Source organism: Kocuria sp. CH-021, from assembly GCF_049716185.1.
Lineage (GTDB): Bacteria > Actinomycetota > Actinomycetes > Actinomycetales > Micrococcaceae > Kocuria > Kocuria cellulosilytica.
The window spans coordinates 1-21193 of record NZ_JBNAFK010000016.1; the positions used below are offsets into that span (position 1 = coordinate 1).

The 21193-nt window shown below is 72.6% G+C and carries 13 protein-coding genes; 2 read left to right on the top strand and 11 right to left on the bottom strand.

Going from position 1 to position 21193, the window contains the following annotated elements; all coding sequences use genetic code 11:
- Positions 1-498 precede the first annotated feature (498 nt).
- The 3 genes from glgB to ACPYN7_RS12850 all read right to left on the bottom strand — a co-directional run bounded on the left by glgB (position 499) and on the right by ACPYN7_RS12850 (position 8855).
- Positions 499-4437: a 1,4-alpha-glucan branching protein GlgB gene (gene glgB, locus ACPYN7_RS12840; RefSeq protein ID WP_424347905.1), complete on the bottom strand. Its 3939-nt coding sequence runs from the start codon at positions 4435-4437 to the stop codon at positions 499-501.
- 53 nt (positions 4438-4490) lie between these two features.
- Complete coding sequence (gene treS / locus ACPYN7_RS12845; RefSeq protein WP_058875348.1) at positions 4491-6260, bottom strand: maltose alpha-D-glucosyltransferase; 1770 nt, start codon at positions 6258-6260, stop codon at positions 4491-4493.
- A gap of 108 nt (positions 6261-6368) precedes the next feature.
- Complete coding sequence (locus ACPYN7_RS12850; RefSeq protein WP_424347906.1) at positions 6369-8855, bottom strand: alpha-1,4-glucan--maltose-1-phosphate maltosyltransferase; 2487 nt, start codon at positions 8853-8855, stop codon at positions 6369-6371.
- Between the two features lie 182 nt (positions 8856-9037).
- Here ACPYN7_RS12850 and glgP point away from each other — a divergent pair, with 182 nt between their 5' ends.
- Positions 9038-11635, top strand: a complete 2598-nt coding sequence (gene glgP / locus ACPYN7_RS12855; RefSeq protein ID WP_424347907.1) for an alpha-glucan family phosphorylase — start codon at positions 9038-9040, stop codon at positions 11633-11635.
- A gap of 133 nt (positions 11636-11768) precedes the next feature.
- Here glgP and glgX read toward each other — a convergent pair whose 3' ends face one another.
- Genes glgX through ACPYN7_RS12885 form a run of 6 tightly spaced genes read right to left on the bottom strand, consistent with a single transcriptional unit; the run spans position 11769 to position 18266 of the window.
- The gene (glgX, locus tag ACPYN7_RS12860) at positions 11769-13988 is read right to left on the bottom strand and encodes a glycogen debranching protein GlgX (protein WP_424347908.1); all 2220 of its coding nucleotides are present in this window, start codon (positions 13986-13988) and stop codon (positions 11769-11771) included.
- A complete protein-coding gene (rlmB, locus tag ACPYN7_RS12865) occupies positions 13975-14949 on the bottom strand; it encodes a 23S rRNA (guanosine(2251)-2'-O)-methyltransferase RlmB (protein WP_058875344.1) in 975 nt (324 codons plus the stop codon). Before rlmB ends, glgX begins: the two co-directional genes overlap by 14 nt.
- A 40-nt stretch (positions 14950-14989) precedes the next feature.
- Positions 14990-16420, bottom strand: coding sequence for a cysteine--tRNA ligase (cysS, locus tag ACPYN7_RS12870; RefSeq protein ID WP_424347909.1), 1431 nt, complete (start codon positions 16418-16420; stop codon positions 14990-14992).
- Positions 16421-16455: 35 nt separating this feature from the next.
- A complete protein-coding gene (ispF, locus tag ACPYN7_RS12875; RefSeq protein ID WP_197412741.1) occupies positions 16456-16947 on the bottom strand; it encodes a 2-C-methyl-D-erythritol 2,4-cyclodiphosphate synthase in 492 nt (163 codons plus the stop codon).
- A gap of 4 nt (positions 16948-16951) precedes the next feature.
- Complete coding sequence (ispD, locus tag ACPYN7_RS12880) at positions 16952-17776, bottom strand: 2-C-methyl-D-erythritol 4-phosphate cytidylyltransferase (protein WP_424347910.1); 825 nt, start codon at positions 17774-17776, stop codon at positions 16952-16954.
- 7 nt (positions 17777-17783) lie between these two features.
- Positions 17784-18266, bottom strand: coding sequence for a CarD family transcriptional regulator (locus tag ACPYN7_RS12885; RefSeq protein WP_017831963.1), 483 nt, complete (start codon positions 18264-18266; stop codon positions 17784-17786).
- A gap of 156 nt (positions 18267-18422) precedes the next feature.
- On the opposite strand from ACPYN7_RS12885, the gene ACPYN7_RS12890 reads away from it, so the two are divergent.
- Complete coding sequence (locus ACPYN7_RS12890) at positions 18423-18971, top strand: hypothetical protein (protein WP_058875340.1); 549 nt, start codon at positions 18423-18425, stop codon at positions 18969-18971.
- 84 nt (positions 18972-19055) lie between these two features.
- Here the strand turns inward: ACPYN7_RS12890 and ACPYN7_RS12895 are convergent, their stop codons facing one another.
- Both ACPYN7_RS12895 and ACPYN7_RS12900 read right to left on the bottom strand, forming a co-directional pair.
- Positions 19056-19736, bottom strand: coding sequence for a winged helix-turn-helix domain-containing protein (locus tag ACPYN7_RS12895; RefSeq protein ID WP_424347911.1), 681 nt, complete (start codon positions 19734-19736; stop codon positions 19056-19058).
- Entirely contained in the window at positions 19733-21001 is a 1269-nt protein-coding gene (locus ACPYN7_RS12900; RefSeq protein WP_058875338.1) for a sensor histidine kinase, read from the bottom strand. Before ACPYN7_RS12900 ends, ACPYN7_RS12895 begins: the two co-directional genes overlap by 4 nt.
- Between the last annotated feature and the right edge of the window lie 192 nt (positions 21002-21193).

Below are 21193 nucleotides of genomic sequence, written 5' to 3' on the forward strand. Positions count from 1 at the left end.
CAGCAACAACCCATCAACCGAAAAAACATTCGGTATCAACAAACATGGCACACTATTGAGTTCTCAAACAACAGACCGGTCAGCGTGTCTGACTTGACACCTTGCTGCCGGAGTGCTCTGCAACCTTAGCCCTTCCGATCGGCCCCGGTCAATCTCGGGTGAACTCTTGGTTACCCGATCGTGACGGCGCCGCCTTCCGGCGAAGCTCACAATCTCCCACCCTAACACTCTTCCGTTCCCGTGCAACTCGCTGGCTGCTCGGTGCGGACGGTCCGGAGCGGGATCGCCGTCCCGTGGTTCTCCCGGAGGAGTTCCTCGCCGCGACGACTTGGAAGAAGTTACCCGCTTTCCGCGGCCCGTGCAAACCGGGTGCCCAGGACCTGCTGCCGCCGTCCCCGTCGCTCCCCGGAGCGGGGTCCGGACGGCGGAAGGGCCCGGATCCGAGGATCCGGGCCCTTCCGCCGCTGCTCCGCTCCGCGCCTGCCGGGCGCGGCCGGCTCAGTGCTCGGCCGGCTTGAGGTACAGCACCGCCAGCGGCGGAACGGTGAGCTCGACCGATGCGGGGTTGCCGTTGTGCGCGCCCTCGGTGGCCGTCACCTTGCCGAGGTTGCCCACCCCGGACCCGCCGAAGTGCTCGGAGTCCGTGTTGAGCACCTCGACCCACTCACCGGCCCACGGCAGGCCCAGCCGGAAGTTCTCGTGCGGGTTGCCGGCGAAGTTCGCCACGCACACGAGCGGGTTGCCCTGCTCGTCCCAGCGGGTGAAGGACAGGGTGTTGCGTCCGGCGTCGGCGGCGTCGATCCACTCGAACCCGGCGGGGTTGTTGTCCCGCTCGTACAGCGCGGGCGTCTCCCGGTAGATCCCGTTGAGGGTGCGCACCAGCTCCTGGACTCCCTTGTGCGGCGGGGTCTCGGAGAGCCACCAGTCCAGGCCGTGCTCCTGGGACCACTCGGACTCCTGGGCGTACTCCGTGCCCATGAAGATCAGCTGCTTGCCGGGGTGGGCCCACATGAAGGCCAGGTACGCACGGACGTTGGCGAGCTGCTGCCACCGGTCGCCCGGCATCTTGCGCAGCAGGGAGCCCTTGCCGTAGACGACCTCGTCGTGGGAGATCGGGAGCAGGAAGTTCTCCGAGAACGCGTAGACCAGCGAGAACGTGAGCTTGTTGTGGTGGTAGTACCGGTTGACCGGGTCCTCCGCCATGTACTCGAGGGTGTCGTTCATCCACCCCATGTTCCACTTGAGCCCGAAGCCCAGCCCGTCCGCGTCGGTCGGGCGCGTCACGCCCGGGTAGGAGGTCGACTCCTCGGCGATCATCACGATGCCCGGGGTGCGCTTGTACGCGGTGGCGTTGGCCTCCTTGAGGAAGGCGATGGCCTCGAGGTTCTCCCGGCCGCCGAAGACGTTGGGCTCCCACTCCCCCTCGTTGCGCGAGTAGTCGAGGTAGAGCATGGACGCGACCGCGTCCACGCGCAGGCCGTCCACGTGGAACTCCTCGAGCCAGTAGGACGCGTTGGCCACCAGGAAGTTCCGGACCTCGTTGCGGCCGTAGTCGGGGATCAGCGTCCCCCAGTCCTTGTGCTCGCCCCGGCGGGGGTCGGCGTGCTCGTACAGGGGCTCGCCGTCGAAGCGGGCCAGCGCCCACTCGTCCTTCGGGAAGTGGCCCGGGACCCAGTCCACGAGCACGCCGATGCCGGCCTGGTGCAGCTTGTCCACGAGGTAGCGGAACTCGTCCGGGCTGCCGAAGCGGGAGGACGGTGCGTAGTAGGACGTGACCTGGTAGCCCCAGGAGCCGCCGAACGGGTGCTCGGCCACCGGCATGAACTCCACGTGCGTGAAGCCCTGCCAGGTCAGGTACTCGACGAGCTCCTTCGCGAGGTCCTTGTACCCGAGGCCCTTCCGCCACGAGCCGATGTGCAGCTCGTAGACGCTCATGGGCGCGTTGTGCGGATCGGTCGTCGCCCGGCGCGCCATCCAGGCGTCGTCCTGGAACTCGTACTCGGACTCGAAGACGCGGGAAGCCGTGGACGGCGGCACCTCGGTGCCGAAGGCCATGGGGTCCGCCTTCTCGCGCCAGCCGCCGTCCCGGCCGAGGATGCGGAACTTGTAGGTGGCCCCGGAGCCGAGGCCCGGGACGAAGATCTCCCACACGCCCGAGGACCCGAGGGAGCGCATCGCGTGCTCGCTGCCGTCCCAGCCGTTGAAGTCGCCGATGACCCGGACCGCCTGGGCGTTGGGCGCCCACACGGCGAAGGCCACCCCGGTGATGTCGCCCATCGCGGAGGGGTAGCGGCGCACGTGCGCGCCGAGGACGTTCCACAGCGTCTCGTGGCGTCCCTCGCCGATCAGGTGGAGGTCCAGCTCGCCCAGGGTCGGCCCGAAGCGGTACGGGTCGTCCATCCGCTGCGGCTCGAGGTCCCGGTAGGTCACGTCCACGCGGTAGTCGGGGATCCGCCCCGGCTCGTGCGCGGGGACCACTCCCGTGAAGATGCCGCCCCACTCGTGCTCGAGCTCGAAGGTGCCGTCCTGCGTCACGACGGCCACGGCGGTCGCGAAGCGGCGCAGCGTGCGCACGGTGACGCTGCCGTCCGGGTTCAGGTGGGCGCCCAGGACGCTGTGCGGGTCGTGGTGGCGGCCCTCGGACACCGCGGCCAGCAGGTGCTCGGCCACGGGCACCGGGCCCGCCGGGGCCACGTCGTGGCCGGCCGGGGCCGGGCGGGAGCTCTGGACGGGGTCGGATCGGTCCTGCGGAGTGCTGGCGCTCACTGCGTCCTCGATTTCCGTTCCCGGTTCCGCCGAGATGTGCCGCGCGGAGCGGGAGCTGTCGTCGTCGTGGTCGGTGCCGGGCACGGGGTCCGCACCGGCGGTATCAGGGTTCACGCTACGCGACCGGAGGCTCTCCAGTGAACGGCGCACCGCCGCGGCGGGCACGTCCACCCAGTCGGGCCGGTTGCGCTGCTCGTAGACGACCTCGTACAGGGCCTTGTCCAGCCACAGCGCCAGGAACAGCGGGGACCCGCGGTCCACCGTGTGCCCCGCGCCCTGCTCGTAGCCCGCCAGGAACGCGTCGCCGGCACGCCGGCCCCACTCCTCCGCGTCCTGCGCGCCGGCACGGGCGCCGAAGGCGGCGGCGTAGTCGAAGGACCGCAGCATGCCGACCACGTCGCGCAGGGCGACGTCCGGGCGGGTGCGCTCCTCGATGGCGCGCAGCGGCTCGCCCTCGAAGTCCAGGACCTTGAACTGTCCGTCCTCGGTCTGCAGGACCTGGCCCAGGTGGTAGTCGCCGTGGATGCGCTGCAGCGGGGGCAGCTCCGGCACGTCGCCGAGGGACGTGATCAGCTGGTCGAGGGCGGTCGCGTGCTCCGAGAACAGGGAGCCGGTCTCGGTGCGGGCCCAGCGCAGGCGTCCCCCGAGGTCGTTCAGGAGACGGGCGCGGGCGGCGTCGTCGGGCGTCCCCGAACCGAAGGCGCGGCCCAGGTCGCGGTGCACGCGCGCGGTCGTGCGGCCCAGCTCCCGGGCCTCCTCGGAGAAGTCCGCGCCCTGCTCCGCGGCCTCGACGGCCCGCGCCCACGCGTCGGCGGAGCCGGCCAGGAACTCGGTGGCCACGGCGAGCTGCCCCTGCACGGCGCTCAGCCCGGAGCGCCAGCGGGCGTCGAGCCACCCGAAGGTGCTCGGCACCGCGGGGCAGCCCAGGGAGGTGAGCTCGCGGCCCACCTCGACGTCCGGGTTGTCGCCCTCCCCCAGCACGCGGAAGAACTTCACGATCACGGTGTCTGCGTCCTCCCGGCCCGCGGGCGGGGTGAGGATCACCGAGGAGTTCGACTGCTCGCTGGAGATCACGCGCACCTGCTGGGGCGTGTCGACGGCATAGGTGACGCTCAGGGCGTCGCCGTGCGCACCGGTCACGGTCAGGCCCAGGGGGCCGGAGCTCACCGACTCCGCGCGCTGCATCAGCTCGAGGACCGGGCCGACGAACACCGGGTCCCCGACCCCGTCGTAGACCCAGGGACCGGCCACGGCGTCCTCCGCCCCGGGCAGCGGCAGGCCCGTGCGGTGGGCCACGGCACGGCCGGCGCGGGCGGCGCGCTCCCGGAGGAAGCGCGCGTCCCGGCGGGGCGCGGGTCCCTCCTCCTCGGCCCCGTCCGCCCCGGGGTCCTCGGCCGCGGCCGGCGCCAGCTCCCCGACGAGGAAGCGCTCGGCGCCCTCGAGGGGCGCCGCGCGGAAGGTCAGCGGCACCTGGAGGAGCTCGGTGCGGGCCCCCTCGGAGGCCTCCAGCAGCAGGATCCGGGCGCCCGCGCCCTCCTGGTCCGGCAGGGCGAGCTGGGCGACGACCCGCAGTTCCACGCCGGCACCGCCGTCCGCGAAGGGGAACCACCGCTGCCGCGGCAGCCACCGGCGCAGGAGGTCGAGGAGCTCGTCGGGGTGCTGGTCGGTCATGGGATCAGGTCCTTCCGGGGCGGGCGTGGAGGTGGACGGACGCGGGGACGCGCTCAGGACGTCGGGGTCGCGGTGATGATCGGCATGGCCGTGGTCTGGGGGTGCGTGCCGTCGTCGCGGGGAGCGGCCCGGAGGCGCAGCCAGAAGAAGTCCTGGCTGCCCAGGGTGATGCGGTACTCCCCGGCCTCGTCCACCTCGCCGAACAGGTCGCCGCCGAAGAGCTCGCGCAGACCGCGGCCCGCGAACTGGGGCAGCCGGATGCGCGCGCACGCAGGGGTGTGGGCGAGGTTGAACAGGCACAGCACGGTCTCGCCGCGCCCGTCGTCGGTCTCCGCGTCGGGGAGCACGCGCAGGAACGCGAGCACGGAGTCGTGGTCGGTCTCCACGCCGACGTAGGAGCCGAGGCCGAAGGCCGGGTGGGCCTTGCGCACGGCCAGCATCTGGCGCATCCAGTGCAGCAGGGACGACGACGACGCCAGCTGCGCCTCCACGTTGACCTGGTTGTAGTGGTAGACCAGCGACTGGACCACGGGCAGGTACAGCTTGCCCGGGTCCGCCTTGGAGAACCCGGCGTTGCGGTCCGGGGTCCACTGCATCGGCGTGCGGGACGCGTCCCGGTCGTCGAGCCAGATGTTGTCGCCCATCCCGATCTCGTCCCCGTAGTACAGGAACGGACTGCCCGGCAGGGACATGAGCAGCGCGTGGATGAGCTCGATCTCCGCGCGGGAGTTGTCGAGCAGGGGCGCCAGCCGGCGGCGGATGCCCACGTTGGCGCGCATCCGGGAGTCGGGGGCGTACCAGCCGAGCATCGCCTGCCGCTCCTCGGTGGTCACCATCTCGAGGGTCAGCTCGTCGTGGTTGCGCAGGAACGTCCCCCACTGGGTGCCGCGCGGGATGTCCGGCGTCTCCTGCATGGTCTCCACGATCGGGGCGGCCTTCTGGTCCCGCAGCGCGTAGAAGATCCGCGGCATGATCGGGAAGTGGAAGCACATGTGGCACTCCGGGCTCTCCTCGGTGCCGAAGTACTCCACCACCTCGTGCGGCATCTGGTTCGCCTCGGCGATGACCACGCGGCCCGGGTACTCCTCGTCGATCATGGCCCGCAGCCGCACCAGGAAGTCGTGGGTCCCCGGGAGGTTCTCGCAGTTCGTCCCCTCCTCCTCGATCAGGTAGGGGATCGCGTCGGCCCGGAAGCCGTCGATGCCCATGTCGAGCCAGAACTTGACCACGTCGAACACGGCCTCGACCACGGCGGGGTTCTCGAAGTTGAGGTCCGGCTGGTGCGAGAAGAAGCGGTGCCAGAAGAACTGGCGGCGGATCGGGTCGAACGTCCAGTTCGACTCCTCGGTGTCCACGAAGATGATCCGGGCGTCCTGGTACTTCTCGTCCGTGTCCGACCAGACGTAGAAGTCGCCGTACGGTCCGTCGGGGTCCTCGCGGGAGGCCTGGAACCAGGGGTGCTGGTCGCTCGTGTGGTTGAGCGGCAGGTCCGTGACCACGCGCAGCCCGCGGGCGTGCGCCTCGGCCACGAGCCGCTTGAAGTCGCTGATCGTCCCGAACTCGTCCAGGACCGAGTAGTAGTCGGAGATGTCGTAGCCCCCGTCCCGCAGCGGCGACTCGTAGAACGGAGGGATCCACAGGCAGTCGATGCCCAGCCACTGCAGGTAGTCCAGCTTGTCGATCAGGCCGGAGAAGTCGCCTGAGCCGTCACCGTTGGCGTCGGAGAACGCCCGGACGAGCACCTCGTAGAACACCGCTTTGCGGAACCAGTCGGGGTCGTGGGAGATGCCGGGGGCGTTGAGCGAGTACGGCGAGATGCTCATGCGGGGGTGCCGCCTTTCGGACGGGTGGGTCGGAGACCATCGGTGCTTCGGGAGGGGCCCTCCAGGACAGTGCGCCCAGGAGGGCCCCGGCGGGGTGCGGTGGCGCCCCTACTTGACGTTGCGGCGGATGTGCAGGACGTGCGCGGGGTCGTAGTGCGGGTCCAGCCGCACGTAGTTGTGCGTGCCCCACTTCCAGGAGTTCCCGCTGAGCAGGTCGTCCACCCAGAAGCTGCCGTCCTCGTTGAAGTCCGCGTCGTCCAGGTTCAGGGACTCCAGGTCCAGCCACACGGTGCCCTCGCGGACCGCGTGCGGGTCCACGTTGACGACCACCACGACCGTGTCCTTGTAGCTCGAGCCCCCGTGCCGCACCGTCTTGGTCTTCGAGTAGGCGACCAGGGCGTCGTCGGACGTGGACTGCACCGTGAGGTTCTGCAGGTCGCCCAGCGAGGCGTGCCGGCGCCGGATCTCGTTGAGCCGCGTGAGGTACGGGGCCAGGGACTCGCCGCGCTCCTCGGCGCCGGCGAAGTCCCGGGGCCGGTACTCGTACTTCTCGTTGTCCACGTACTCCTCGGCCCCTGCCCGGGCCACGTGCTCGTAGAGCTCGTAGCCGGCGTAGACGCCCCACAGGGGGGAGCCGGTGGCGGCCAGGACGGCGCGGATCTTGAAGGCCGCGGGCCCGCCGAACTGCAGGTACTCGGTGAGGATGTCGGGGGTGTTGACGAAGAAGTTCGGCCGGTAGACCGCCGAGGTCTCGTGGCTGATCTCCGCCAGGTACTCCTCGATCTCCTTCTTGGTGTTGCGCCAGGTGAAGTACGAGTAGGACTGCTGGAAGCCGACCCGGGCGAGGCCCTGCATCATGGCGGGACGCGTGAACGCCTCGGCCAGGAACACGACCTCGGGGTGCTTGGCGTTGACGGTGCCGATCAGCCACTCCCAGAACCACAGGGGCTTGGTGTGCGGGTTGTCGACGCGGAAGATCTTGACCCCGTGGGAGATCCACAGCTCCACGATCCGCAGCACCTCGAGGGACAGGCCCTCGGGGTCGTTGTCGAAGTTGATCGGGTAGATGTCCTGGTACTTCTTCGGCGGGTTCTCCGCGTACGCGATGGAGCCGTCGGCACGGGTCGTGAACCACTCCGGGTGCTCCGTGACCCACGGGTGGTCCGGGGAGGCCTGCAGGGCCAGGTCCAGGGCCACCTCGAGGCCGAGGTCCCCGGCGCGGGCGACGAAGCCGTCGAAGTCCTCGAACGAGCCGAGGTCAGGGTGGATCGCGTCGTGCCCGCCCTCGGGGGAGCCGATGGCCCACGGCGAGCCCGGGTCCTGCGGACCGGCCACCAGCGTGTTGTTGGGGCCCTTGCGGTGGGCGCGGCCGATCGGGTGGATCGGAGGCAGGTAGATGACGTCGAAGCCCATGGCCGCGACACGGTCGAGGCTCTCCGCGGCGGTCCGGAAGGTGCCGGAGGCCCAGGTGCCGGACTCGGCGTCGAACACGGCGCCCTCGGAGCGGGGGAAGAACTCGTACCAGGACCCGCGGCCGGCGGCGGTCCGCTCGACCTTCAGCGGGTACCGGCGGCTCTCGGTGACCAGGTCCCGCACGGGCCGCTCGGCCACGACGGCCAGCACCTCGGCCGAGGTGCCGGCCTCGAGCCGGTGCTCGGCGGGCAGCTCGTCGTTGCCGAGCGTGCGCGAGACCGAACGGAACAGCTCCGCGTCGGAGTCCGGGCGGCCCGGCTCCGCGGCGGCGCGGTCGAAGAGCGCGACGCCCTCGGCCAGCATGAGGTCGACGTCCTGGCCCACGCCCACCTTGATCTCGGCGGCGTGGCGCCACGTCTCGAACAGGTCGCCCCAGCCCTCGACGGCGAAGGTCCAGGCGCCCTCGGCGGTCGGCGTCAGCCACGCCTCGTAGCGGTCGGTGCCGGGGGTGGTGAGGCGCATCGGCACGCGCTCGGCCTCCGCGCCCTGCGGGTCGTAGAGCACCGCGGTCACGCCCAGGGCGTCGTGCCCCTCGCGGAACACGGTGGCGCCCACCCGGATCGTCTCGCCCGGCACGGCCTTGGCCGGGAAGCGCCCGTCCTCGACCACGGGGCTGACGCCGACGACCGGGATCCGGCCGTAGACCAGGTCCTCGCGGGAGAACGCCGAGCCGGCGGCCTTCCGGCGCGTGGTCGTCGCCTTCCGCGGCGTGGTGGCCTTCTTCGCGGCGGCCGTCCTCGTGGTGCCGGCCTTCGCGGCCGGGGCCTTCGCAGCCGGGGCCTTGGCAGCCCCGGTCTTCGCGGCCGGGGCCTTGGCCGCCGCGGTCCTGGTGGTCGAGGTCCGCCGCGCGCGGGGCTTCGGCTCCGCGGGCTCCGTGGCGGGGACGACGGCGACGCCGGGCTCGTCCTCCACGGGCGCAGCGGCCTCCGCCGCCGGGGCCTTCTTGGCGGTCGAGGCCCTGCGCCGCGCGGGCGCCTTCTTCGCGGGCTGCTCGGCCGCCGCGGCGGCGGCACCGGCGCCGGGAACGGCGGGCGTCGTCGAGGAGTCGGGGGCGGGCGCGCCGACCGGGCTCTGGGCCGGGTCGGACGGGGGCGGCGTGTTGGCTTGGCTCACCTGGACCACGTTAGCGACAAACCCGGCGATCGTTAAGCCCGCTGTCGAACCGTGGGACGGTGTCGCCGCCCCGGTCTGCCGCCCCGGTCTCCCGCCCTGTCCCCCCGTGCCGGAGGAGCTGCCCGGCGCGCCGGAGCACGGCTGGGCCGTGGCGCCCCGGTCCGGCGCCCCGGCACCGGTAGTCTGACGGCGTGAAGGCAATCCGTAGATTCACCGTGCGCACCGTGCTGCCGGAGTCCATCGCCCCTCTGAGCCGGCTCGCGAGGAACCTCCGCTGGTCCTGGCACCGGCCCACCGAACAACTGTTCGCGGACCTCAACCCCCAGGCGTGGGAGGCGGTGCACGGGGATCCGGTCAAGCTCCTCGGCTCCCTCACCCGGGAGGAGATCCAGCAGATCGCCCAGGACCCGGCCACCGTGCGCCGGATCACGGAGCTGGACGCCGACCTCGAGCGCTATCTCACCGAGGACCTGTGGTACCAGCGGACCCAGACGGAGGACGCCCCGCGGGCCATCGCCTACTTCTCCGCCGAGTACGGGGTCACCTCCGTGCTCCCCCAGTACTCGGGCGGACTGGGGATCCTCGCCGGCGACCACCTCAAGAGCGCCTCGGACCTCGGCGTGCCGGTGGTGGGGGTCGGCCTGTTCTACCAGCACGGCTACTTCAAGCAGTCCCTGTCCCGCGACGCGTGGCAGCAGGAGTCCTATCCCGTGCTCGACCCGGACGGCATGCCGCTGACGCTGCTGCGGGAGGAGGACGGCACCCCGGTCCGGATCACCCTGCCCCTGCCCAACGGCCGCTCCCTGTCCGCCCACATCTGGCGGGCGGACGTCGGCCGCGTCCCGCTGCTGCTGCTCGACTCCGACATCCCGGACAACGACGACCACGCCCGCAACGTCACGGACCGCCTCTACGGCGGCGGCGGAGACCACCGGCTCCAGCAGGAGCTGCTCCTGGGGATGGGCGGGATCCGCGCGCTGCGGGCCTTCTCCCGGCTGACCGGCGCACCGGCCCCGGAGGTCTTCCACTGCAACGAGGGCCACGCCGGGTTCCTGGGCGTCGAGCGGATCGCGGAGCTCATGGACCCCGCGGACGGGACCGAGCCGATGACCTGGGACGAGGCCCTGACCGCCGTGCGCTCGGCCACCGTGTTCACCACCCACACCCCGGTGCCGGCGGGCATCGACCGGTTCGAGCAGTCGCAGATCGAGCACTTCCTCGACGCAGGTCTCGCCCCGTCCGTGCCCACGGCCCAGGTCCTCGCCCTGGGCGCGGAGGACTACGACGGCGGCGACCGGTCCAAGTTCAACATGGCGGTCATGGGCCTGCGCCTGGCCCAGCGCGCCAACGGGGTGGCCAAGCTGCACGGCGTGGTCTCCCGGGGGATGTTCCAGGGCCTGTGGCCGGGCTTCGACGCCGACGAGGTGCCGATCGGCTCGATCACCAACGGTGTGCACGTGATGACGTGGATCGACCCGCGCATGGCGGAGCTGGCCCTCGACCCGATGGGCCCCGACCTGAACCGGGCCGCGCGGTGGCGCCGCATCTACACCGCGGACGACGCCGAGCTGTGGGCCGTCCGCCGGGAGCTGCGCGCCCGCCTGGTGGAGGACGTCCGGGCCCGGCTGCGGGCGTCGTGGAAGAAGCGCGGTCTCGCGGACGCCGAGCTGGGCTGGACCGACACGGTCCTCGACCCGGGCGTGCTCACGATCGGCTTCGCCCGCCGGGTGCCCACCTACAAGCGGCTCACGCTCATGCTGCGGGACCCGCAGCGGCTCAAGCGGATCCTGCTGGACCCGGAGCACCCGGTCCAGCTCGTGGTCGCCGGGAAGTCCCACCCGGCCGACGAGCAGGGCAAGCGCCTGATCCAGGACCTCGTGCGCTTCACCGACGATCCGGAGGTGCGCCACCGCATCGTGTTCCTCCCCAACTACGACATCGCGATGGCACGGACCCTGTTCCCCGGCTGCGACGTGTGGCTGAACAACCCGCTGCGCCCGCTCGAGGCGTGCGGCACGTCCGGGATGAAGGCCGCCCTCAACGGCGGGCTGAACCTGTCGGTGCTCGACGGCTGGTGGGACGAGATGTACGACGGCCAGAACGGCTGGGCCATCCCGACCGCCGACGAGGGCGCGCACCCGGACGAGCGCGACGACATCGAGGCCGCGGCGCTCTACGAGCTCATCGAGAACCACGTGGCCCCGCGGTTCTACGGCGAGACCGCGGAGGGCTCGGACCCGAACACCGACGGCGTGCCGCACCAGTGGCTGGCCATGGTCAAGCACACCCTGGCGACCCTGGGCCCGCGGGTCTCCGCCAAGCGCATGCTCGAGGACTACGTGCGGCAGCTCTACGTCCCGGCCGCCGTCTCCGGACGCCGGTCCGCGCTGGACGGCCACACGGCCGCCCGGTCCAAGTCCCGGTGGGTGGGACGCGTGCGCCAGGCCTGGGACCACGTGTCGGTCGAGCACGTCGACACCGAGGGCGTGGCCCAGGACCCGCAGATCGGCGACGAGCTCACGGTGTGCGCCTACGTCTCGCTCGGCTCGCTGAGCCCGGACGACGTGTGCGCGGAGATCGGCTACGGCCGGGTCTCGGAGACCGACCACATCCACGAGCGCAAGTACGCGGCCCTGAGCCCGGTCGGCGACCTGGGCGGCGGCCGGCACAAGTTCTGCGGGACGATCACCGTGGACCGCTCGGGTCCGTTCGGCTACACCGTCCGGGTGCTGCCGGACCACCCCGAGCTCGCCGACAAGGCCGAACTGGGGCTGGTGGCCAACGCCTGAGCCGCCGGCGGCACCGCACCGCGTGGCCCACGGAGGGGCCGCACCCGGGCGTTCCGGGTGCGGCCCCTCCGCCGTCCGTCCCTCCTCGGCGGCGCTCCCGCTCAGCGGCTCAGCGGTTCAGAGGCTCAGCGGCTCAGAGCACCCGGAAGAGCGTCACCGAGCTGGCGGGGACGCCCTGCGCCTGGCCCGCCCGGAAGCGCGTGCCGTAGCGCCCGTGCAGCACCGAGGCCGTGCTGTGCACCAGCGAGTAGAGGCCGTCGGCCCGCTCGAGGGGGTGCCCGTCCTCCTCCGGCCGCAGCAGGTCCGCGAGGTGCGGGAAGGTGATCGCCATGTCGGCGCTCGCCCCGTTGATCACCATGAGCCCCGCCACCCGGCCGCCCCGGGAGCCGATCAGCACCTGGATGGTCCGGGCTCCGGGGGTCTGCCAGCCGGTGGCGGTCATGGCCGTCCCGTCCGGGCCGAACCAGTGCATCATCACCTCGTCGGGGCGGGTCGGGAAGTGGGACGGCTGCCCCGCCAGGAACTCCCCGCGCACGCCCACCAGGGAGCGGGTGGCCGCGAGCATGGCGCGGTCCGCAGGGGTGAGCCGCCAGTCCACCCAGGACAGCTCGTTGTCCTGGCAGTAGGCGTTGTTGTTCCCGCGCTGGGTGCGGCCGAACTCGTCCCCCGCCGTGATCATCGGCACGCCCTGCGAGAAGAGCAGGGTGGCCATGACGTTGCGCGCGGTCTGCGCCCGGTCGGCCCGGATCCGGACGTCCCGCGCCGGGCCCTCCACGCCGTGGTTCCACGAGTGGTTGTCGTTGGTCCCGTCCCGGTTCTTCTCCAGGTTGTCCTGGTTGTGCTTGTTGTCGTAGGAGACGAGGTCCGCCAGGGTGAAGCCGTCGTGGGCGGTCACGAAGTTCACGGACGCCAGGGCGCTGCGCCCGGACGCCGCGAACAGGTCCGCGGAGCCGGCGAGCGCCCCGGCGAGCCGTGCGGCGTTGCCGCCGTCCCCGCCCAGGCTCATGCTGCGGGGGCCGGTGAGCCAGAAGTCGCGCACGGTGTCCCGGAAGCGGTCGTTCCAGTCGGCCCACCCCTCGGGGAAGTGGCCGGTCTGCCAGCCGCCCATGCCCACGTCCCAGGGCTCGGCGATCAGCTTCGTGCCGAACAGGGCGGGGTCCGCCCCGACGGCCACGAGGAAGGGGTGGTTGCGGGTGAAGCGGTGGCGCTCGTCCCGGGCCAGCTCGGGGGCGAGGTCGAAGCGGAAGCCGTCCACGTGGCAGCGCTCCACCCAGTAGCGCAGGGAGTCCAGCGCCATCTGCACCACCCGCGGGTTGCCGAAGTTCACGGAGTTGCCGCACCCGGTGACGTCCACGTAGCGGCCGTCCTCGCCGTGGCGGTAGTAGGCCTCGTCGCCGAGTCCCCGCCAGCAGTAGGCGGGTTCCTCCTGGCCGGCCTCGGCGGTGTGGTTGTAGACGACGTCGAGGTAGACCTCGAGGCCCGCGCGGTGCAGGTCCCGGACCATGGCCTTGAACTCGTCCAGCACGCCCTGCGGCCCGCGGGCGCGGGCGGCCTCGGTCGCGTAGCCGGTGTGCGGGGCGAAGAAGCCCAGCGTGTTGTAGCCCCAGTAGTTGCTGAGTCCGAGGCCCGTGAGGTGGGGCTCGTCCAGGTGGGCGTGCACGGGCAGGAGCTCGACGGCCGTGACGCCCAGGGACGTGAGGTACTCGGTCATCGCGGGGTGCGCGAGGCCCGCGTACGTGCCCCGCAGCTCCTCCGGGACGTCCGGGTGCAGGGCGGTCAGGCCCTTGACGTGCGCCTCGTAGACCACGGTGTCCCGCCACGGGGTGGCGGGTCGGCGGTCCTCGTCCCAGTCGAAGTCCTGCTGGACGACCACGGAGACGTACCGTCCCCCGTAGGCGTCTGGGCCGGGGTCCTCGACCCCGGGCGGCGGGGCGACCCGGCGCAGGCCCTTGCCGTAGGGGTCGAGCAGGATCTGCTGGTCGGCGGGGTCCGGGGAGCGGTGGCGGGAGGCGACCGGCGAGTCGGCGGCGACGAAGCCGTACTCCGTGCCGGCGGGCAGGGCCGGGGCCTCGTCCCGGTGCCGCGCGTAGTCGAAGCCCGTCTCCGAGAGCCGCTGCTGCTCGGCCGGCGGGACCGTCCCGTGGTGCACCCCGCCGGTGCGGCCGGTGAGCCGTCGCCGCTGCCACCGCCCGCCGGGCAGCCGGTAGACGAGGTCCACGTCGGGGATGCCGGGGGCGTAGACGGCCACGTTGGCGCTGCCGTCGCGCTCGTGCGAGGGGTGGACCCCGAGGGGGTAGGGGTGGGAGACGTACGGCCGACCGGTGTCCTGCCGCCGGGGCTCAGGCACCAGCACGGCGTCGCGACACCTCGTACAGGGTGATGCCCACGGCCATCGAGGCGTTGAGCGACTCCATCGTGGAGTCGATGGGGATGGACACGATCTGGTCGCAGTTCTCGGTGACCAGCCGGGACAGGCCCTTGCCCTCCGAGCCGACCACGACGACGAGGGGCTCGGTGGCCAGCTCGAGGCCGGGCAGCTCGACGTCGCCGCCGCCGTCGAGACCGACCACGAAGTAGCCCATGGCCTTGAGCTCCTCGAGCGTGCGGTTGAGGTTGGCGGCCTTCGTGACGGGCACCCGGGCCGCGGCGCCGGCGCTGGTCTTCCAGGCGGAGGCCGTGACGCCCACGGACCGGCGCTCGGGCACGATCACGGCGCTGCCCGAGAACGCGGAGACGCTGCGGATGATGGCGCCGAGGTTGCGGGGGTCGGTGATCCCGTCGAGGGCGACCAGCAGCGGGGGGCGGCGGACGTGCCGCTTCTCCCACTGGGTCATGAGCTTGCGGGCCGTCTCCACGGCGTCCTGGTACTCGTAGGGCGGCACCTGCAGGGCCACGCCCTGGTGCACGGCGTCGCTGGTGAGCCGGTCGAGCTCGCCCTTGGAGGCCTCGAGGATCGTGATCCCGCGCTCGGCGCAGATCTGCAGGATCTCGCGCACGCGGTCGTCGACGTCGATCTTGCTGGCCGCGTGCAGGGCCTTGGCGGGGATGTCCGCGCGCAGCGACTCGAGCACCGAGTTCCGCCCGGTGACGAGGTCCTCCTGCACCCTGCCGCGGGAGCGCGCCGGGGTGCGGCCGCCCGGGCTCTGCCGGCGCTCGGCGGCCTTCTTCATCTTGTGCGCCTTGTGGTAGGGGCGGTCCTCGGCCTTGGGCGTGGGGCCCCGGCCCTCGAGGGCCTTGCGGCCGTGGCCGCCGGTGCCCACCAGCGGGCCCTTCTTGTTCTTGCGGATCGCGCCGGGACGCTTCGGGGCTGGCATGGGTTCCTCTGTTCGGTCGTGGGTGGTGGGGGCGGGCCGGTCAGGTCACGGACCAGGTGGATCCGCCGGGGGCGTCGCGCACCGCGACGCCGGCCGCGGCGAGCTCGTCCCGGATCGCGTCGGCCCGGGCCCAGTCCTTGGCGGCGCGGGCCCGGTCCCGCTGGGCGAGCAGCGAGCGCACGAGGGTGTCGAGGGCCGTGTGCTCGGCCGCGTTGCCCGCGGCGTCCCCGAGCTCCATGAGCCCGGTCAGCCCGAGCACGTCGGTCATCGCGCGGACCGCGCGGGCGGGCCCGGCGGCGTCGAGGCCGTCGGCGAGCGCGGAGTTGCCGGCGCGGACGGTCTCGTGCAGGACCGCGAGGGCCTGGGGGACGTTGAGGTCGTCGTCCATGGCCTCGCCGAAGGCCTCCGGCACGTCCCCGGCCGCCCCGTCGGGGCCGGCCCCGGCGTCCCGGGCCGCGCGCAGGAACGACTCCACCCGCTCGACCGCGGCCGTGGCCTCGGCCAGGGAGGTGGGCCGGTAGTCCAGCACGGACCGGTAGTGGGCCTGGCCGAGGTAGTAGCGCACGGCCAGCGGCCGGGCCTCGGCGAGCATGTCCGCCGGGGACACGGTGTTGCCGATCGACTTGGACATCTTCTCGCCCGCGTAGGTGACGAGCCCGTTGTGCAGCCAGAGGCTCGCGAACCGCTGCCCGGCCGCCGCGGACTGGGCGAGCTCGTTCTCGTGGTGGGGGAAGCGCAGGTCCAGCCCGCCGCCGTGGATGTCGAAGTGCTCGCCGAGGTACTTCGCGGCCATGGCGGAGCACTCGAGGTGCCAGCCGGGACGGCCGGCGCCCCAGGGCGAGTCCCAGCTCGCGGTCCCGGGCTCGCCCGGCTTGTGCCCCTTCCACAGGGCGAAGTCGCGGGGGTCCCGCTTCCCGCGGGGGTCGGCGTCGGGGGCGTCCTGCATGTCCTCGACCGACTGGTGGGTGAGCTCGCCGTAGCGCTCCCAGGAGCGGACGTCGAAGTAGACGTCCCCGGAGCCGTCCGGCGCCGGATAGGCGTGCCCGGCGTCGACCAGGGTCCGGATCAGGGCGTGCATCTCCGGCACGTGGCCCGTGGCGCGCGGCTCGTACGTGGGCCGGCTGACGCCGATGGCGTCGTAGGCGGCGTTGAACGCCTGCTCGAACCGGTAGGCGAGCGCCCACCACGGCTCCCGCGGGTGCTCGCCGTCGTAGTCCGGGGCGAAGGACGCGGCCGAGTTGGCGAGGATCTTGTCGTCGATGTCGGTGACGTTGCGCACGGTGGTCACCCGGTAGCCGCGGTGGGCCAGCCACCGGGCGACCTGGTCGAAGACCAGGGCCGAGCGGACGTGGCCGATGTGCGGCATTCCCTGGACGGTGGCGCCGCAGTAGTACAGACGGGCCTCGCCGGGGTGGGCGGGCTCGAAGTCCCGCACGGTCGCGGTGGCGGTGTCGTAGAAGCGCAGAGTCACACGGCCCATCATAAGGGCGGGCCGCGGCCCGCCGGTCAGGCCCCGCCCGTGCCCGCGGGGACGACCAGGGCGGTGGCCACGGCCGCGAGGCCCTCCCCGCGGCCCGTGAGCCCGAGCCGGTCGGAGGTCGTGGCGCTGACCGTGACGGGCGCGCCGGCCGCCGCGGTGAGCACGGCCTCGGCCTCGGCGCGCCGCGGCGCGAACCGCGGCCGGTTCCCGATCAGCTGCACCGCCACGTTGCCGATCTCGAAGCCGGCCTCCCGGACGATCCGGGCCGCCTCGGCGAGGATCCGCGTCCCGGACGCGCCCTCGAGCTCCGGGCGGTCCACGCCGAAGTTGGCGCCGAGGTCACCGGTGCCCGAGGCGGAGAACAGGGCGTCGGCGGCCGCGTGGGCCACGACGTCCCCGTCCGAGTGCCCGGCGAGACCGCGCTCCCCCGGCCACTCGAGGCCGCCGACCCACAGCGGGGTGCCCTCGGGCCCGAAGGCGTGGACGTCCACGGCGATGCCGGTGCGGGGCAGGATCACGGGTTCAGCGCTCCTCGGGATCGGGAGGGGAGTCGGGGAGGGAGGTCGTGGCGGTGATGGGCACCGTTCCGGCCGTGCCCGGGGCGCGCCCGCGCAGGACGGCCTCGGCCAGCACCAGGTCGAGCGGGCGGGTGATCTTGAAGGCGTGCTCGTGCCCGGGCACCGTCAGCACCGCGGTCCCCGGGGCGTGGGCCTCCACCAGGGAGGCGTCGTCGGTGACGGACCCGGGGTCCGTCCCGGCCGCCTCGGCGGCGCGGTTCACCGCCCGGAGCAGGGCGAGGTCGAAGCCCTGCGGGGTCTGCACCGCGCGCAGCACGGTGCGGTCCACGGTGCCGAGCGACCGGTCTGCGTCGTCGACCCGGCGCATCGTGTCCGCGACGGGCAGCACGGGCACCACGGCCCGCTCCCCCGCGCGCAGCCGGTCCACCACGGTGCGGAAGACCTCGGGCGGGGTGAGGCAGCGCGCGGCGTCGTGGACGAGCACGGCGGGGCAGGCGGGCTCGATCCGCGCGAGCTCGGCCAGTGCGGCCCGCACGGACTCCGCGCGGGACGCGCCACCGGTCACCGGCCGCGCGCCGTGCGCCCGGGCGGTCGCGGAGAGCTCGACGTCCCCGGCGGGGACGGTCACCAGCACGGGTCCGGTCGGCCCGGCGTCCCGGATGCCCCGCAGCGCGTGCTCCAGCAGGGGGCGGCCGTCGAGGGCCACCAGGGCCTTGGGGATGCCGTGCCCGAGCCGGGTGCCGGAACCGGCCGCCACGACGACGACGGCGAACCCGCCCTCCGGGGAGGGCGGGTTCGCCGTGCTGGGCCGTGCTGCGCCGCCGGTCACGGGCCGGTCAGGACGCCAGGATGTCGTCGAGGCGCTTCTCGGCCTCTTCCTCGTCGATCTTCTTGGCGAGCGCGAGCTCGGAGGTGAGGATCTGACGGGCCTTCGTCAGCATCCGCTTCTCCCCCGCCGAGAGCCCGCGGTCCCGGTCGCGGCGCCAGAGGTCGCGCACGACCTCCGCGACCTTGAGCACGTCGCCCGAGGCGAGCTTCTCGAGGTTGGCCTTGTAGCGCCGGGACCAGTTGCTGGCCTCCTCGGTGTCTTTCGCCTGCAGGACCGAGATGACCTTCTTGAGCCCGTCCTCGTCGACGACGTCGCGCACGCCCACCAGGTCGACGTTCTCCGCGGGTACCTCGATCACCAGATCCCCCTGGGTCACCTTGAGCTTGAGATACATCTTCTCTTCGCCCTTGACGGTGCGGGTCTTGATCTCCTCGATGGTCGCCGCGCCGTGGTGCGGGTAGACAACCGTCTCGCCAACCTCAAAAACCATATGGAAATACCCCTTTCAGAACTTCCATTCTAACACGGTGTAGGATTCGCCGATCCGGGCCGGCAGGGGCCCTCCGGGCCCGGCGATGCGGACGAACCGTCGGCAAACGGATAGGCTGGGCGGGACACCGTCCTGAGCTCCCGAGGAGTACGCGCCGTGAAGATCGCCGCCCCCAAGTTGCTGCAGCGCGCAGGCCTGAGTGCCGCCGCCGCGGCCGCCCTGCTGTCCACCGCCGGATGCGCATACATCAACCCTCCGGCCACGACCATGATCTACTCCCCCGCGGACGGCATCGTGGAGCGGGTGGGCGAGGTCAAGCTGACCAACGTGCTGATCGTGGCCACCGCCGCCGACGCCGAGGGCCGTGTGCTGGGGACCCTGGACAACGACGGCGACCAGGAGGTCACGCTGTCGATGGACGTCGACGGCGCCAGCGCCGAGGTGCAGATCCCGGCCAACGGCTCCGTGTCGCTGGAGGAGGCCGACCCCGTGGTCGTGGACCGCGCCGGTGCCGCACCGGGGCTCATGGTCGAGACCGAGTTCACCGTGGGCGGCGAGTCCCTCACCGAACAGGTCCCGGTGCTCGACCACACCTTCGAGCGCTACGCGGAGTTCGTCCCCGGCGGCGCCCCCTCCACCCCGGCCAACCCCTCCAACACGCCCGTGCCCGTCGACGAGATGGTGGGCCAGGAGAGCGGTCACTGACGCCTCCTGCCGGCACGCGCGCTCGGACGACAGGGCCCGGAACCCCGCGGGGTTCCGGGCCCTGTCCGTCGGCGCCGGGCGGCCTCAGCCCTCGAACTTGTAGCCCAGTCCCCGCACCGTCACGATGTGCCGCGGGGCGGAGGGGTCGGGCTCGATCTTGGCGCGCAGGCGCTTGACGTGGACGTCGAGGGTCTTGGTGTCCCCCACGTAGTCCGAGCCCCAGACCCGGTCGATGAGCTGCCCGCGGGTCAGCACCCGCCCGGCGTTGCGCAGCAGCATCTCCAGCAGCTCGAACTCCTTGAGCGGCATGGCCACCCGCTCGCCGTGGACGCTGACCACGTGCCGCTCGATGTCCATCCGCACGGGCCCGACCTGCACGGTCGCCGAGACCAGCTCCTCGGGCTCCGCCTGCCGGCGCAGCACCGCACGGATCCGGGCGACGAGCTCCCGGGACGAGTACGGCTTGGTGACGTAGTCGTCGGCCCCGAGCTCGAGCCCCACCACCTTGTCGATCTCGGCGTCCTTGGCCGTGAGCATGATGATCGGCACGGACGAGCGCTGCCGCACCTGCCGGCACACCTCGGTGCCGGAGAGCCCCGGGAGCATGAGGTCCAGCAGCATCAGGTCGGCCCCGGACCGGTCGAACTCCGCCACGGCGTCCACGCCGTTGTCGACGACCTCCACCTCGAACCCCTCCTTCCCGAGCAGGTAGGAGAGCGGGTCGCTGAGGGACTCCTCGTCCTCGACGATCAGGATGCGGGTCACTGTCGGTCCTCCGTGCTCCCGGCGCGCGCCGCGGGGGCGGCGGGCCGTGGGGTCGATGCCACTGGGCGGGGTGGTGCCGGCTCCGGCACCGGGCGGGCGGACGCCCCGGGAGCCGGCTGCGCGGCCTCCCCGGGGTCGTCGGCGCCCTCGATCTGGGGGATGCTCAGGGTGAACGTGGAGCCGCGGCCCGGCTGCGACCAGAGGGTGGCCTCGCCGCCGTGCTGCGACATGACGTGCTTGACGATGCTCAGGCCCAGCCCGGTCCCGCCCGTGCGGCGGGAGCGGGCCGCGTCCACCCGGTAGAAGCGCTCGAAGATCCGGTCCTGCTCGTCCTCGGGGATGCCCGGGCCCTGGTCGGTCACCGAGATCTGGGCCATCCCGTCCCGCTCCCGGACGCCGACGCCCACGCGGGTGCCCTCCGGGGAGTAGTGCACGGCGTTGTCGATGAGGTTGCGCAGCGCCGTGACGAGCAGGTCCGGGTCGCCGAAGACGGGCCGGGTGACGCGCCCGCCCACCGCGATCTCGATGCCCTTGGTCTCGGCCGGGAACCGGTTGCGGTCCACGGCGTCGGCGATCACCTGGTTGAGGTCCACGGGCCGGCCTTCGGTGACCACGTCCGCGCCCTGCAGGCGGGAGAGCTCGATGATGTCCTGGACCAGGGCGGTCAGGCGGGCGGACTCCTTGTGCAGGCGCTGGGCGAAGCGGCGCACGGCCTCCTCGTCCTCGGCCGCGTCCTCGATCGCCTCGGCGAGCAGCCCGATGGCGCCCACGGGGGTCTTCAGCTCGTGCGAGACGTTGGCGACGAAGTCGTTGCGGATCGACTGCGCCCGGACGATCTCCGTCTGGTCGTCGGCGAGCAGCAGGATGTACTCCTCCGCGATGGGGGCCACGCGGACGTCGAGCACCGCCGCGCCCGTCTGGAACGGCCCGCGGGTCAGCTCGACCCGCCGCTCCTCGATCACGCCGCTGCGCCGGGCCCGCCGGATCATCTCGAGCATCTGCTCGTGCACCACGGTGTGCCCGCGGACCAGGCCGAAGGCGTAGGCGGCCGGGGAGGCGCGCACCACGCCGTCGACCCCGTCCACGACCACGTAGGCCCGGCCGATGACCGCGAGCACGTCCGCGGTGCCGTCGGGCAGCGTGGGCTCCTGGACGTCGGCGCGGGCGCGGCGGCCGCGCCCGCTCACCCGCAGAGCGATCAGACCGCTCACCCCGAGGGCGAAGCCGAGCAGACCCGCGGCGACGGCGATGGCTGTTGGACTCACGGATCCAGCTTAGGCACTCGGGGGCGCGGCGGCCCCGCACGGGGCGTCACGAGCTACAGGTTCAACGAACGTTCATCCTAAGATGAGCGAAAGTTCACTCCTGGCTGTGACGGTGGCGGCGGGTGTGCTCGCACCCGGCCCCCACGTCATCCGTCCCGCTCCGCGCCGCACCCCGGCCGCGGCCGCGCGGGA